This window comes from Shewanella sp. 2_MG-2023, assembly GCF_030548905.1.
Taxonomy (GTDB): domain Bacteria; phylum Pseudomonadota; class Gammaproteobacteria; order Enterobacterales; family Shewanellaceae; genus Shewanella; species Shewanella electrodiphila.
This window is the reverse complement of sequence record NZ_JAUOSO010000010.1, coordinates 159,333-174,624: the sequence shown is the minus strand read 5'-3', so window position 1 is coordinate 174,624 and position 15,292 is coordinate 159,333. Positions and strand designations below refer to the sequence as shown.

14 protein-coding genes are annotated in these 15,292 nt (G+C 39.8%); 4 read left to right on the top strand and 10 right to left on the bottom strand.

Annotated elements, in window-relative coordinates:
- Positions 1-8: 8 nt before the first annotated feature.
- Positions 9-1,076 (bottom strand): CDP-glycerol glycerophosphotransferase family protein, encoded by a 1,068-nt coding sequence (locus Q4600_RS11960; protein WP_303516317.1) that lies wholly within the window; start codon positions 1,074-1,076, stop codon positions 9-11.
- 438 nt (positions 1,077-1,514) lie between these two features.
- On the opposite strand from Q4600_RS11960, the gene Q4600_RS11955 reads away from it, so the two are divergent.
- Positions 1,515-2,372, top strand: coding sequence for an adenylyltransferase/cytidyltransferase family protein (locus Q4600_RS11955; RefSeq protein WP_303516319.1), 858 nt, complete (start codon positions 1,515-1,517; stop codon positions 2,370-2,372).
- Between the two features lie 46 nt (positions 2,373-2,418).
- Here Q4600_RS11955 and Q4600_RS11950 read toward each other — a convergent pair whose 3' ends face one another.
- Entirely contained in the window at positions 2,419-3,429 is a 1,011-nt protein-coding gene (locus Q4600_RS11950; protein ID WP_303516321.1) for a glycosyltransferase family 9 protein, read from the bottom strand.
- Positions 3,430-4,073: 644 nt separating this feature from the next.
- Here Q4600_RS11950 and Q4600_RS11945 point away from each other — a divergent pair.
- The 3 genes from Q4600_RS11945 to Q4600_RS11935 all read left to right on the top strand — a co-directional run bounded on the left by Q4600_RS11945 (position 4,074) and on the right by Q4600_RS11935 (position 7,807).
- Complete coding sequence (locus Q4600_RS11945) at positions 4,074-4,823, top strand: glycosyltransferase family 25 protein (protein ID WP_303516323.1); 750 nt, start codon at positions 4,074-4,076, stop codon at positions 4,821-4,823.
- Positions 4,824-5,727: 904 nt separating this feature from the next.
- Entirely contained in the window at positions 5,728-6,219 is a 492-nt protein-coding gene (gene coaD / locus Q4600_RS11940) for a pantetheine-phosphate adenylyltransferase (protein WP_303516325.1), read from the top strand.
- 169 nt (positions 6,220-6,388) lie between these two features.
- The gene (locus Q4600_RS11935; RefSeq protein ID WP_303516509.1) at positions 6,389-7,807 is read left to right on the top strand and encodes a capsule assembly Wzi family protein; all 1,419 of its coding nucleotides are present in this window, start codon (positions 6,389-6,391) and stop codon (positions 7,805-7,807) included.
- A 108-nt stretch (positions 7,808-7,915) separates the two neighbouring features.
- Here Q4600_RS11935 and mutM read toward each other — a convergent pair whose 3' ends face one another.
- The 8 genes from mutM to Q4600_RS11895 form a co-directional block, all read right to left on the bottom strand.
- Positions 7,916-8,731 (bottom strand): bifunctional DNA-formamidopyrimidine glycosylase/DNA-(apurinic or apyrimidinic site) lyase, encoded by an 816-nt coding sequence (gene mutM / locus Q4600_RS11930; protein WP_303516328.1) that lies wholly within the window; start codon positions 8,729-8,731, stop codon positions 7,916-7,918.
- A 76-nt stretch (positions 8,732-8,807) separates the two neighbouring features.
- A complete protein-coding gene (locus Q4600_RS11925; RefSeq protein WP_303516330.1) occupies positions 8,808-9,263 on the bottom strand; it encodes a hypothetical protein in 456 nt (151 codons plus the stop codon).
- A 163-nt stretch (positions 9,264-9,426) separates the two neighbouring features.
- A complete protein-coding gene (gene moaA, locus Q4600_RS11920; RefSeq protein WP_102527018.1) occupies positions 9,427-10,413 on the bottom strand; it encodes a GTP 3',8-cyclase MoaA in 987 nt (328 codons plus the stop codon).
- Positions 10,414-10,436: 23 nt separating this feature from the next.
- On the bottom strand, positions 10,437-12,251 hold the full coding sequence (locus tag Q4600_RS11915) for a bifunctional molybdopterin-guanine dinucleotide biosynthesis adaptor protein MobB/molybdopterin molybdotransferase MoeA (RefSeq protein ID WP_303516333.1): 1,815 nt from the start codon (positions 12,249-12,251) through the stop codon (positions 10,437-10,439).
- Between the two features lie 39 nt (positions 12,252-12,290).
- The gene (mobA, locus tag Q4600_RS11910; RefSeq protein WP_303516334.1) at positions 12,291-12,875 is read right to left on the bottom strand and encodes a molybdenum cofactor guanylyltransferase MobA; all 585 of its coding nucleotides are present in this window, start codon (positions 12,873-12,875) and stop codon (positions 12,291-12,293) included.
- Positions 12,859-13,569, bottom strand: coding sequence for an energy-coupling factor ABC transporter ATP-binding protein (locus Q4600_RS11905; protein ID WP_303516511.1), 711 nt, complete (start codon positions 13,567-13,569; stop codon positions 12,859-12,861). The genes mobA and Q4600_RS11905 overlap by 17 nt, the downstream gene beginning before the upstream one ends.
- Positions 13,566-14,273 carry an ABC transporter permease gene (locus Q4600_RS11900; protein ID WP_102527014.1) on the bottom strand — a complete coding sequence of 236 codons (708 nt, stop codon included), beginning with the start codon at positions 14,271-14,273 and terminating at the stop codon, positions 13,566-13,568. The genes Q4600_RS11905 and Q4600_RS11900 overlap by 4 nt, the downstream gene beginning before the upstream one ends.
- Positions 14,273-15,094, bottom strand: coding sequence for a substrate-binding domain-containing protein (locus Q4600_RS11895; protein ID WP_102527013.1), 822 nt, complete (start codon positions 15,092-15,094; stop codon positions 14,273-14,275). Before Q4600_RS11895 ends, Q4600_RS11900 begins: the two co-directional genes overlap by 1 nt.
- Positions 15,095-15,292 lie beyond the last annotated feature (198 nt).

Here is a 15,292-nt window from a genome sequence, read left to right as displayed (position 1 = left end):
TAAATAATTTAGGCGTTAAGCTCTAAATAATCGACAATTCTACTTGATGCTAAGCCATCGGTCGGGCCTAAATGGTCTGAAGTGTATTTTAGACGGTTTTCTTTAAACTCTTCTGGTTGACTCAATTGCTGAGGGATTGCATCAAGTAATGAAGCGTAATCATTTACGTGAAAGCCGATTTCTGAATATAAAACATTATCCTTACCAAAACGGTTATTGAATCGGAATTTGAAAATCCCGCGATATGACCATTTCAACTTGAAGAAGTTACAAACGATCACTGGTTTATTTAATGCGGCGAACTCAAACAAGGTACTTGATGCTTCGCTTAACAAAATGTCGGCATTTTTCATGAAAGGCAGCAAAGAAATATCTTGCTCCTTGGCGACATAGACATTGCTGTATTTTGACCATTTCGCCAATTTATCTCTTTGTTTTTTGTATTGCTCTCTGACCTGGGTTAAAGAGTGTGGCTTAATGAGAATATTGTATTCCTTGAAATCAGTTGGCCAGTTATCAGGAAAGCATTCTAACGAACTTGGATTAAAGGTAGGCGCATACAAAATGGTTTTTTTATTAGGATCCAAACCTAGTTTGGCTAAATCAAACCCTGGTTCTGTTTGATTGAACATAGGGTCTAACTTTGAAAAACCGACTTGGACAAATTTGTCTTTTGGGTAATATTCTTTAATCTTAGATAATCTCAGTGCACCTTCAATAAAACGCACTGTCATTGGGGTTTTTGACTTATGGTAATAGCTGGGTTTAGGGCCAACGCCATGGCCTAATTGTGCTGTTTTAGAATGTTGATGAACTTCATCTAGAAAGTCTGATTCATTTCCAAAAAAGATCCACTCAGGCTTGAGAGATAAGTAAGTCTGCTTTGCTTCATGCTTATCTTTAACCCAGATACATTCTACATGTAGATTTTCTATGGTGTTTGAGAACGCTTGTTGATCGTTTTTATTGCTATAGCAAACTAGCTTAACCTGATGGTTTCGTTTCTTAAGTTGTTCGATGATTGGAACGTATTGAGGTAAATAATATACATTCAATGTGTCAAACACGATTAACATAGCATTCTCTTTAAAATTATTATTTTAATAATGGACGGCTCTGTGGCCATTTAAGTTAGATGTTGTTCTGTTATTTTGTTTTAAAACAGAAATAATTAATGAGGATGTGATCACAATGACGCCTTAGCATCTGTAGTGTTATCTCTTTAACAAAGACTCATTATGTAACAATATTTGTGAAAGTGAAAGAATAGGCATAGCGACTGAAACCATATAATCAGAAAATTATCTGTAAATTAATCTTATCTACTCGAAGTCTAGTTTGGGCGCTAAACATGGGAGAAAGTAAACTTAAACATTAAGCTTTTACCATTTAAGCTTGATTGAAATAATTAAATTACAAAAGCTAGCTGAATGCGTGAGTTAATGGGGTCTTTATAGACGGTTAACTGTATTTCAATTAAAATAACCTTCTCATTTTTACAAGATACGTTAACTATGCCTCAATCTACCCTGAGAACTTTCGATTACCCTGCAAGCTTAATAAAAAGCTATCAGCATTGGCACTTGTTACTCAGACCAGATCAACCGACATTAGGTTCAATGGTATTGGTGTGCAAAGAAAGTGTTCATCATTACTCTGGTATTTCAAATGCGGCAGCTGAAGAGCAAAAGCAAATTATTTCAGACATTGAAAGGGTGTTAAAGTATCGTTTTGACTGCAATAAAGTTAACTATTTAATGTTGATGATGGTGGATCCTGCTGTTCATTTTCACATTATTCCTCGCTATGAATTTCCTGTCGATTTTTGTGGTCAAGACTACGTTGATTCAAATTGGCCTAAACCACCAAGTTTAGTTGATGAATTAAAGTTAGAAGCCATTTATCGTGACGAATTGCTTAAGACATTGAAGAGCGATTTTTGTAATGCGGCTGAAACAGTAGTTGCAGACTCTAAAAAGCCTTATAGAAGAATGTATACTTCTGGCTGCTTTGATATTTTTCATCAAGGGCATTTAAATATCTTGAAGAAAACCAAAGAACTGTGTGATTATTTAATTGTTGGTGTTTCTACCGATGAGTTGATTATTAAGTCAAAAGGCCGCCCGCCAATTATCCCTTTTGAAGAAAGAATTTCGATTCTAGAATCAAATCGATTTGTTGATGAGGTTATTCCTCAAATCGATAAAGATAAGCAAGCTGTTGTGGAACAGTATCAAATAGATGCGATTTCTGTTGGCTCTGATTGGAAGGGAAAGTATCCGAAAGTGTCTTGCGAGATGGAATATTTTGACTATACACCTAATGTGAGCTCTACAGTGTTAAAGCAAAAGCTTAACATTACGCCTAAATAACGTAAAAAGAGCTACTTTTAAAGTAGCTCTTTTTATATGTATGCTATTAATTTTTAATGTAAAGTCTATCTAGTAAGCTTGAAATATCTTCAGCGGCTTGTTTGAAATTGATTAACGACATATCTCTACCTGTCTTTCTGCCAATTGGAGGCATAAAGTGCAAACGCTTACTTTCTTCTGTTAATGTTTGCCATCTAATGTGTGGTGCAGAGCGCCTACCTGCATAAAAACCTACAGTTGGAACGTTATGGAGCCCTGCTATATGAATTGGACCTGTAGAGCCGGCAATAAATATATCTGCTGCTACAATCGATTCTGCAAAGTCTGCAAGATTATCCAAGGGTGTTGCTAATTCAATCTTTATTTCAGTGTTTGATAAAGTTGACATTATGCGCTCTGCAATCACAATCTCATTTTTTCCAAACGTTAAAATGAAACGACAATCCACTTTGGTTTTAGCGTTTATTGCTTGAACTAGCGTGGCTAAATCATTTTCAGCCACAGCCCCAGATGAGCCCCCCGTACCAGCATGAACAAAAATAAGCTTTTCATTTCCTTGCTGATGATAATATTTACGCCATTTGTCTTTTTCTGAGTCTATATTCCAAAGCTTTTTGGGAAGTTCCGGTATATTGACATTATGAGTTGTTAAAAAGTGATCAACGAGCTTACAGCTGGCCCTTCTCATTGGCTTTGCTCTATCGAAGGAGTGATCGACTCGATAGGTGTAGAAGTATTGATACCAACCAACTTTAGGAACAAGCATATAAGGTATATTACAAGGCTTAAGAATTTTGTAGATGCGATATCTTGATAAGGCTACTATAGCTGCATCATAATTATTTTTATGAATTTCAGTACTAATTGCATCATCATCGCCATTATCAATGATGATGTTGTCAATATAAGGACAACGCAGAGCAAACTCTTTCATTATTGGGGCTATAAATACATCTATTTCAGCTTCTGGATAGGCTGTTTTAAGCAGGTATAACGCTGGCCAGGTTAAAACGAAGTCACCAATTTTATCATGTCGAATTACAAGGATTTTTTTCATTTAAGCCTTTAGCGCAGGTTGTTGTGTATGATTAAAGTCATTTAGATTTGGTAGGTTAATACGGTAAGTATAATATTAATGACCTCTGCTTCAAATACATATTGTTAGCTTTAAACTTCTATTTTATCTCACTAGGTAAAGGCGTGATTTCGGATATATCGAATATGTTTTTTAATTTATGAGTTGAAGTGGAGTCTACCTTTTATCATTGTGGTCTTTTTATTTTGATTCTTTCATATATCATAGGCTCCTTTAACGTGCACACAGTGCTTTTATTTGAGTCGTATTTAAAATTTGTTTAGATCTAACAAATGCTTCGAGTTTACAAACATTGTATACAATTAAGCTAAGTTATAAAGAATATAAAACAATTTTAAAACAAAGGGTTATTGTGGGGGGTTATGGTTAATTTCCGATAAAGATGTGAGTGATGATTAATAAGTAACTGATATTAATAAGTTTACTAATTTCAACCTTTGTTATTCTTATTATCGAGGTCTATTGAAGTCGATATTGCGCTTATGACTGTCAACCAAAGCCATAAACGAATGGATTATAATTTAAACGAAACTGCAACAGTTAACCACTGAGTTAATCGATGTAGCGAAAAGAGAGATTGGCCTTGGGAAGGTACAAAAAACATTATGCAGTTTAAAGTGTTTGTTATAAATCTTGATAAAAGCACTGAACGAATGGCTTTTATGCATCAGCAACTCGAGCAACTCAATATTGAGTATGAGAGAGTACCTGCTGTTTACGGTAAAGATTTGAGTGAAGCCGAAGTTCAAGCTGTGTTTAACGAATCAGATAATTTAGCGAAATACGATAAAGTACTAAATGTGGGTGAGATTGGTTGTTACTTGAGCCATATTAATAGCTGGAACATGATGGTTGAGCAAGAATTAGATTTTGCGTTAATTTTAGAAGATGATTCGGTATTGCATGAAGAGTTACTTTCATTAATTAACAGTATTAGTGAGCTATCTTCCTCTTGGGATTACATTAAGCTATGCCATGGACGTAAGCAAAAATCGGTTATTGATACGATGAAGTTGACAGAGAAATTCTCATTATCGACTTGCTTAAAGTTGCCTTCATCTACTCGTGGACAGTTTGTATCGATTTCTGGTGCTAAAAAGTTGCTAGCTACCGCCACACCGATCACTAGGCCGATTGATATAGATATACAGTTTTGGTACGAAAAAGCATTAACTTGCTACGTGGTTAGGCCATTCCCGGTTTTGGAAGCTGATTTTGAAAGTGAAATCTGCAACTTAGGTAATCGTCATACCGTTCAAAAACATCCACTTAAGCGTATCTGGCAAAAAATTTGTTTTGAAAAAAATGTGAGATGGAATAAAAATAAAATACCTAAACTATCTTCTCTTCTGTAATTGCTTAGGTTTTATTAATGCCACTCTGGTAGTACGTTAGTTTATTTGAAATTACATTAATATATAGCTTCTGAGTAACCGTCTCCATAGTTCTTGATTCCTCAAGGGATACAAGTGGTAGCAATTAGTTGAGTATTTAAGCATTTTCTTTGATACTCCATGATTTATTAGGCGAGTACAAAACTCTTTATCTTCCCCAACAAAAACACAACCATTGAACTCACGCCAAAAACTAAAGTTGCCACTTACAACGTTCACTGCCTTTCTGTTTACTTTACTTAGCAATCTACTGAGTGGAGAGCAGAGTTTGTAGCCAATTTGCGGATCTATTAATATTGAGCCTCTGGTAAGTTGGCTGATCTCTGAGATTGCCTATTTACTGAATGTAGAAGAGAGCCTCACTCTTTTTGAGGTTTTGTATTTTTAAGATGTTCTTCAATAACTGTGGATGAAAACTCTATCACTTTCTATACAGGTTATATATTCAGATCTTGTTGCTTCGGTTACATTATTTGGGCTCTTAGCCACTCTGAAACCTAAATTTCCTGCCAGCATTGTATTTGTTTTAAACCTGACTTTTTTGGATATGAAGCTATCAGTGCCAGAGTTTCCTCTTTTGAGCCGCCATCAGTGATGATGACTTCGTTTGGTCGTATTGTTTGTAATAAATAACTTTCTATAGACTCCTAAAGGGCTTCGGCCTGTGATGCTAATTGATCATTACTGGCATATTATTTGGGTTTTATTCTTATATTTTTGAGTTTTATTTCATTATTTTGATAATAGAAATAAATAGAGTAAAAGTTTAAAACTTGAAATAAGCATCTAGATTCTAAATCAAACTTTGATGCGTGTATTTGATGCTGATAAACTGTCGATAATTACTCTTATTAATGACTTTTACATGCATAGACGAGCGATATATCCAGGCACTTTTGATCCTGTTACTAATGGCCATGCTGACTTGATTGAGCGTGCAGCAAGACTTTTCCGTCACGTGATTATTGGTATTGCATCAAACCCTTCTAAAAAACCCATGTTTACCCTCGAAGAGCGTGTTGAACAGGTTAAATTAGTGACAGCGCATTTAGACAATGTTGAAGTGGTTGGCTTTACAGGCTTATTGGTCGATTTTGCCAAAGAGCAGAATGCCAGTGTCCTAGTGCGCGGATTAAGAGCAGTGTCAGATTTTGAATATGAATTTCAATTAGCGAATATGAACCGTCGATTAAGCCCTGATTTAGAAAGTGTATTTTTAACCCCAGCGGAAGAAAATTCATTTATTTCATCAACTTTAGTGAAAGAGGTGGCTTTGCACGGTGGAGATGTCAGTCAGTTTGTACATCATGATGTTGCGAAGTCACTTTTACAAAAAATAGCACTCACTAAGTCGTAACACGTAAATTGAAATGGATTTTTCACTACGTTACTCATTTCCTTCACCGATTAAGCGAAAAATGAAACTATCACAGTCGTTATTTCAAAAATGTTCCTTTCCTAGAAAACGTATTTTAGGACTTGGCATAGCTGGGCTTGGCTTAGGGCTTTGCTTAAACACGTCAGTGATGGCTGCGCCATGGGTCGATACTTCAGATATTTATTTACGAGCGGACATTCAAGCACTTGCAGATGCTGGTGTGATTACTGTGCCTATTAACACCTTTCCATTGATGTGGTCTGGTATTGGTAATGATTTAAAAAAAGCTGAACCTTCAATAATGTCGCCAGCTTTAATTGATGCATTTGCACGGGTTAACTTTTATTACCAAAATGCAGTAGAAAACCGAGGTAACACCAGTATTTCAGCTACTGCGGCGACTGATGAGGCTCGCTTTCAGCATTTTGGTTCTGAATATCGTGAGAAAGGTGAGTTAAGCGCATCTTATGAGTATCTGGGAGAGCGATTTGCTTATAAGGTCTCAGCATCTGCTAATTACGATCCCGAAGATGATAAAGAATTTCGGTTAGATGACTCGTATATGGCCGTTGTGCTTGGAAACTGGATTGTCACTGCCGGCACGATTGAGCAATGGTGGGGGCCAGGGTTTGATTCTGCGCTGCACAAATCTAACAATGCTCGCCCAATGCCGTCTTTGATGTTTGCCAGAAATAATGCAGAAGCATTTGAGACGCCCTGGTTATCTTGGCTAGGTACGTGGACGCTTACTGGTGGTATTAGCATGATGGAGGAAGAACGCTATGCTCCTCATGCTTTGTTGTGGAACTTGCGCGCTTCTATTAAACCGTTGCGACAGCTTGAAATAGGTCTTTCTTGGACCACTCAATTTTGTGGTGAAGGTCAAGAGTGTGATTTTGACTCGGCTTGGAAGTCAATCACAGGACAGCGTGATTGCCGCAACGATACTGGTGACGGTTGTTCAAATTACGGCAACCAGATGGCAGGCTTTGATGTTCGTTACTCAGAAACATTTTGGGATGTACCGGTTGGTATATTTTTAGAGCGAACCTGTGAAGATTCAAAAGGTCAGCCTTGGGAAATAGTTGATTGCGGGAAAATGTACGGCGTAGACACTCGTTTTAGCTTTGATTCTCAACAGTATAAATTGTTTTTCGAATACACAGATACCATGGTTTTTTGTGGTGACGACCCGACTAAATTTAACTGTTTTTATGAACATAGCACTTATAAAAGTGGCTCTCGTTATCATGGCAGAGCATTTGGCAGCACCTATGACAGTGATGCACAGGTTTATGCATTAGGTTTGGTGGGACAGTTTAAGAATAGCCACGCGTTTACTTCAATTTTAAGGTATGCCCAGCTCAATAAAGATGGCGAAAGTCCGACACATGGTTGGGCGCCTCAGCCGCCTAAAGAGGACTTGCTGATGCTGGAGTTTTCATATCGATTACCACTCTTAAGCGGCATGATGACTTTAGGTGGGACTATTTCGCAGTCTGAGTTTGAAGTTGAAGACAGTGAAACCGATGGAACATTATTCACTCGATACGAATATAAGTTCTAAAATTAAAAAGCCTCAAATGCTATTTGAGGCCTTTTAATAACTGTTTCTGTTCGCAAAAATTTATCAGGTAAGCTTTTGCAGACAGTAGAGGCTCCTGCCAAATATGGCTTAGTGTGTTTGGCAAAGCCCACAAAAAACTGTGGTGCGTTGGCCAAGTTTAATTTCACTGAGTAAATTACCACATTCAGTACAACTTTCTCCGCCTCGCCCATAAACATGAAGCTTTTGGGCAAAATATCCTGGCTTACCATCAGCATTGGTGAAGTCTTTTAGTGTGGTGCCACCTTGTTTGATAGCGTGGGCGAGGATTTGTTTCACCTCAGTGACTAGTATCGTTAGCCTTTCAATATCAATACTCCCCGCTGCGGCTTGTGGGTGAATGCCTGCAGCAAATAACGCTTCGTTTGCATATATGTTTCCTGCACCGACGACAATGTGATTATCCATTAAGCAAAGCTTGATGGCTTTTTTCTTATTCGCTAATGCTGCTTGTAACTGCAGAGGGTTAAAAGCATCACTTAAGGGCTCTGGGCCAAGTTTAGCCAGTAATGGGTGGGCCTCTTCTGGTAGCTCATACCACAACCAAGCTCCGAACCTCCTCGGGTCGTTATATCGCAGCACTCGTCCGTTTTCTAATACCAGATCAATATGATCATGTTTCTCTACAGGAGTGTGTGCGGGTAATATCCGCAAGCTGCCAGACATGCCTAAGTGGACGATGGTGACGCCAGCATCGGTATCAATAAGCAAGTATTTGGCGCGGCGGCGGACTTGTTTGATGGTTTGGCCAATAATGTTTTTACATATCTCTGGCACAGGCCAACGTAAGGAAGCATTTCTGACAATGAGGTCGCTCACGGTTTGATTGACAAGGTGCGGTGAGATCCCCTGCTTGGTTACTTCAACTTCTGGTAATTCAGGCATATGAGTCCGTTTAAGTGTCTGTTAGCTATGTATTATGAGATTCACGATGTTGAGCTTCTCGTGAATTGAAAATCAGTTATTGGCTTGAAATCACTGGTTCTAGCTCGCTACGTAGGCTCGGTGGTATTTGGTACCAATTTTGTGATGTTGACTGTAAATAACCTGCTTGAGGGTAATACTGCCAATGCTGAGCTTGCTGTTGGTGATTTATTGCGATGGATAGTGTTACGTAGGCTGGCAATGATTGGATCTCACCTGCCGTCATTTGAACAGGAGAAACCATTAATGCTTCCCAGGCTGTCGCTAGCGATTGGCAATTCAATACACTGTCTGCACAACGCCAAATACCATTCGATTTATTGAGCCAAACACCATTTAACTGTAATTGGGTCAATTGATTACTGTCATCAAAAAGCGCATGAGCATCATCGGGCATTTTATTGGTTTTGGAGTCGATAAAGGTTAACACTGCGACCATAAATACACAGGCAATGATGAGAATGTTATTCCACTTCTTTCGAGATAAAGCCATAAGCGAATGCGTAAGTGATTGTTAGCCACAGTGTATATCAAAAACACGATAGCAAAAAGTTATCCCATAGGAGAGGTTTAAAAGACAAGTTGCGCGGGAAATTAAAGCAATATAAAAGGTGATGTATCGATAACATCACCTTTTATATGAATGACTAGAACGGTTAGCCGCCTGTGGAATTCATAAAACGTAGGATTTGCACATCATCATCTGTGCCAAAATAATGCTCTTTAGGCTTATGTTGAATACCGTCCATGATAGCCTCTTTCAGCTTGCCAATATCACCAGGGAATTCACGTACAATAGCCTTAAGGTCGACAGAGTTTTCATTACCTAAACATAACAGCAAACGACCTTCTACGGTGACACGGACACGATTACATTCGTGACAGAAGTTATTGCTGTGTGGAGAAATAAAGCCAATGTGAATATCACTGTCTGCCATCTTAAAGTAGCGAGCTGGGCCACCAGTGCGTTTACTTGAAGGTATCAGTGGATAAGTATCTTCAATAATGCCTCTAACTTCTTCACTTGAGCAGTGACGACTGCGTTTACGCTCATCAATAACACCTAATGGCATTTCCTCAATGAAGGCAATATCGAGTTCTCGTTCACGACAAAAATCAATTAAATCGATCACTTCATGATCGTTCTTACCGCGTAAAATAACAGCGTTGATTTTGATGTGTTTAAATCCAGCCGCTTTTGCGGCATCAATACCTGCAATAACGCGATCAACTTTACCGTTGCGGGTCATTTCAGTGAATAACTCAGGATTTAAAGTGTCTAAACTGATGTTCAGACGTTTCAAACCTGCATCATGCATAGGCTGAGCAAGCTTACTTAATCGAGAGCCATTGGTGGTCATCGATAAGTCGTCTAAGCCAGGTAATTTACCCAGCAAATCAATTAACTTGTCACAGTCAGTTCTGACTAATGGCTCACCACCTGTTAGGCGAATTTTCTTCACGCCTAACTCAGTAAAAGCTTGTGCAATCCATGCGAGTTCTTCAAGACTTAGTACGTGGTCTTTGGGTAAAAAGCTTGGATCTTCACTCATGCAATATACACAGCGAAAATCACAACGGTCAGTGACCGATAAACGTAAGTATTCTACTTTTCGATTAAACTTGTCGACGATTAAACTCATGAATTAGCACATCTTATGGTTAGTTATAACAGTTCAGCGAATGGCTGAATGTAGACTTGTTGGCCTGGCATGACTGAATCTTCGGCTTCACCGATAACAATCAGACAATTTGCTTTTACCATCGAGTTCAACATCCCTGAACCTTGTGCCCCAGTAGTGGCTACATGTAATCGTCCATCATTGCTTAAATGATACTGGCCACGAACAAATTCTGTTCGTCCTGTTCTACTGCGCAACATACTATCGGTAATTGCAGGTAAATACTGTGGTGTATAGTCGGTTTCGCCCGCTAATTTGCGAATAGCTGGTTGCACGAACTGTAAAAATGACACCATTACCGCAACTGGGTTACCTGGTAAGCCAAAGAATAAGCTGTCGTTCACGGTCCCAAATGCAAGAGGTCGCCCTGGACGCATGTTGATACGCCAAAAGTTAATCGCGCCAATTTTAGCTAATACGGTTTTGATGTAATCAGCATTACCAACAGAAACACCGCCAGAACTTATCACGATATCAGCATCTACGCTGGCCTGTTGCAGAGCACTCGTTAACGCATCTTCACTATCTTCAATGATGCCTAAATCGATAACCTTACAGCCCAGCTTTTGCGCCATAGATTTTATGGTGTATCGATTTGAGTCGTAAATGCAGTTAGCTTTAAGTGGCTCACCTGGTTGGCTGACTTCATCGCCAGTTGAGAATACTGCGATAACAGGTTGCTTCACGACATCAGCTTTAGCTAAACCCAGTGATGCTAATAAACCTTGTTCGGCAGCTTGCAAACGATGACCTTTTGCTAAGGCTAATGCGTCTTTAGCAATATCTTCGCCCGCTAAGCGAACATGTTGACCGGCTTCAACTTTGCCTTGTAATTGCACATGACCATCTTGTTCAATCACTAATTCACGTGCTTCAACAGTATCAGCACCATTAGGCACTGTTGCGCCTGTCATGATACGTACAGCTTCGCCAGCAGCTAATGTGCCAGGATATTCATGCCCAGCGAGGACTTCGCCCATTAATTTAAGTGGCGAAACAGGATTGCTAGGACTGTTATCTTGGCTATAAGCAAAAGCATAGCCGTCCATTGCTGAGTTAGTTTGCTGTGGCACATTCACAGGTGAAATAGCATCTGTTGCTAAAACCCGGTTTGCGGCATCATCAATGGTGACTTGTTCGCTGTCTGCCAGCGGTTTAACCATTGTCATCAACTGCTCTAAACCTTGAGCAACAGATAAGAACTTTTGCTCATCAGTGACAGCAGTTGCTGTCGTCGGAATAGGTAACTCAAGCGCTGGAGCTTGCCAATTGGTTTGGTATTCAATAACAAAGTCTGCAATTTGACCGACATTATTTAAGTCTAAACGCGTTAGCTCCGCAGGGGTGTCAGTTTCATCACAACAGGCAATGGCAACAATGTTGTCATCGTGAGTGTGGATGAGTGGTTTTCCATGTGCAGCTCGGTGTAATTCAATCTTCGGCAACTCAAGTTTTTTAAACCCTTCAACCAAGACGATATCGACTTTATCGGCTTCGATTTGCGCGAGTAAATGCGGCAGTTCAGGATCGCATTCTACGGCATCTTCTGTCATGAGTGCCCATCGTACATGTGAAGCGACTAGCATCTGCTTAGCGCCAGCTTTGCGCATTTCGTAGCTGTCTTTACCTGGGATATCAACATCGAAGTTGTGGTGAGCATGTTTAATCACAGCTAAACGAACGCCACGGCGGTTAAGCTCTGGAATTAACTGTTTTAATAAGGTGGTTTTACCGGTGCCACTATAGGCACAAAATCCGAGAACTGGAATACTTAGCGGATTGGTAAACGGTATACTCATAAAGACCTCATTGTTGGCTTATCACTGTGTTGCCACAGATTATTTGCCATTTTCGATGACAAGTTTTTGTTCAAGTGTATTCACATTAACAAATGCATTGGGTTGGTCAGCAAAGCTTGTGACCACATATTTGTGTTGTTCATACCAAAGGAAAATTTTACGGTCGCCAGCATCTAGAAATGCCTGCATTGATGTTTTCAAATGCGGCTTAAGCAACATGACCACAGGTTGTTGATATTCACCGTCGCTGGCAACTACGATATCGGCATCGGCTTCTACAAGCGATGCATACATACGTTCACATAAATCCTTTGGTAACATTGGACTATCACAAGGCACAACCAACAGTAACTCTGCTTGAGTGTTGTCCATTGCAGTGACCATACCAGCTAAAGGACCTAAATAGCCTGTTTCTTTATCGCTGAGCACATCAAAACCCAGAGCGGCATATTGCTCTTGATTGCGGTTAGCGTTAATCATAATACGATCAACTTGTGGTTTAACACGCTCAATGGTGTGGCTAATCATTGGTTTGCCGCTAAGCTCAACCAAACCTTTGTCGATACCGCCCATTCTTCGGGCCATACCGCCAGCTAAAATCACCGCATCAATTTGCACTGACATAGTGAAACTCCTGAGATTGTTCAAAGCTAGGTATATGGCTACTTTCAACAACTTTTTGCTCTGAGATATGCCAATGCTTTTGGCATAAAGCTGTTAAACCACAGGTTTGATGGCTACTGATCAGCAGCCCAGTACCTTCTTGTTTTAAAATATTAATCATGGCTAAAACTAGTTTTTGTGACTGCTTATCCATGTTAGAAATCGGTTCATCAAGCATCAATAACTTGGGTTGAGTTATCCATGCTCTTGCAATGGCGAGGCGCTGTCTCTCACCACCAGATAAGTCCGTGGCATCACTTTTTAGTAATGAGCCAAGTTGCGCACTTTCAATCGCTTGAGCGATTCTTGCTTGTAACTCTTGAGGGCTAAAACGAGTTTTTGGTAAGGCGTAACGCAAGTTGTATTCAACCGAGCCGTCAAACAGGTATGCATGTTGATGTAAATAAACAGCTTTGCCAAGTAATGAATTAGACTGCCACCACTTTTTAGGCGCAAAACCGGTAGCGATAACGTCACCTGAATTGGGCTTAATAATACCTGCAATCAGTTTCATTAACGTTGACTTACCTGAGCCGTTATCACCTTGAAGATAGATAACATCCCCTTCGCAGAATGATAAATTATCGAACTCAAACAACTTACGCTCTTTAAAGTTGATACTGACATTTTGTGCAGTGAGCTTAGCAGTCATTATTGACTCCTAGGCATGGCTTTACCACGCAAAGAGCCGATAGCGAAGTTAATCACAATGGCTAAAATTAACAGCACAAGGCCTAAAGCAATCGCTTGAGCAAAATCACCTTTACTGGTTTCAAGGGCAATGGCCGTAGGAATATTTCGAGTGTGATGCAGAATGTTACCGCCGACCATCATCGAACAACCCACTTCGGTAAGAATACGGCTAAAGGCTGCAATCACTGCCAATAATAATGGCACGCGTAATTCACGACAAACAGTCCAAATAGCGCGTTGCCATGAAGCGCCTAACGTACGAGATGTTTCATAAGCACGTTTATCAATACTGCTAAACGCGGCTTGGGATAAAGCGATTAAGACTGGCGCGCAAATCATCATTTGCCCGAGGATCATACCTTCTTGCGTGAACAGCCAGCGTAAATCCCCTAAAGGTCCATTTCGGGTAAGCAGCAGGTAAGCCAGCAAACCGATAACAACAGTTGGAATAGATTGAAGTGTTTGGACGATATTAGTGACAAACCAGCGTCCTGGGAATTGATAAGAGGCTAGGAAAAAACCAAGCACAATCGACGGTATTAATGTGATGATTAATGCCGCAAAAGAAACCGAAAAAGAAACACTTATGATAGACCATACGTCTGGATCTAAAGAAAGCAGCAAGCTAAAAGCTTGCTGCATTAGGGCTAACCAGCCTTCATTCATTACTTATATGTTGCCTTAAACAATTGTTCTCCCTGAACTTTAAAGTCATTAATCATCTGCTGAGCTTTAGGGCTAATAAACCAATCGCTCAATGCTTTCGCTCCTTGATGATTTAAATCAGGATATTTGTCTGCATTAATTAACATGATCTGATAAGGATTGGCTAATGCGTCGCCACCTTCGAAAGTAATCGTTAAATCTAATTTAGATTTATAAGCAACAAACGTACCACGATCGGTAAGGGTGTATGCTTGTTTTTCATTTGCCATCAGTAGAGTCTTACCCATACCCTGACCAATAGAAGTATAGCCTGAAAAGTCAGGTGTTACAGAAGCTTCATTCCAAATTGCGAGCTCTTTCATGTTGGTGCCAGAATTATCACCACGAGAAATGAAAGTATTCTCAGTTTTAGCGACTTTTTTGAAGGCTTCAACAACGTCTGTACTGCCTGCCATTTTCGCTGGATCGTTCTTCGGGCCTAAAACCACAAAGTCATTTTCCATGATGCCACGAGGCGTCGTACCGTAACCTTCATTAACAAATTTTGCCTCAGCTGCTGGAGCGTGAGTCATGACTACGTCTACGTCTCCTTGACGTGCAAGTTTTAATGCCTTACCTGTACCCGTTGCAATCACTTGAACTTTGTAACCAGATTCCGCTTCAAAAGTCGGCAAAATAGCGCGTAAAAGTCCTGAGTTATCCGTGCTGGTGGTCGTGGCTAATTTGATGACTTCGTTTGCTTCAACGGTATCACTTACCATTGTGCTACTCAGTAATGCCATACCGATTAAAGCGGTTAAACTTGACTTAAAATTAAACATTCTAGCTCCTTGAAAATACTGAATTGCATTGACACCAAGCCGTGCCAATTAATGTATTTCGAAAACGAGGGCGTTGTTGCCCAAAACAGTTAAATGCAAAGGCAATTACTATGCCAGAGTGAGTCAGAAAAATGTTGATCACGACAAAATTAAAAAGTGTGATCTAACTCTCGCATTCAATTGAGGTTTAACAGACAA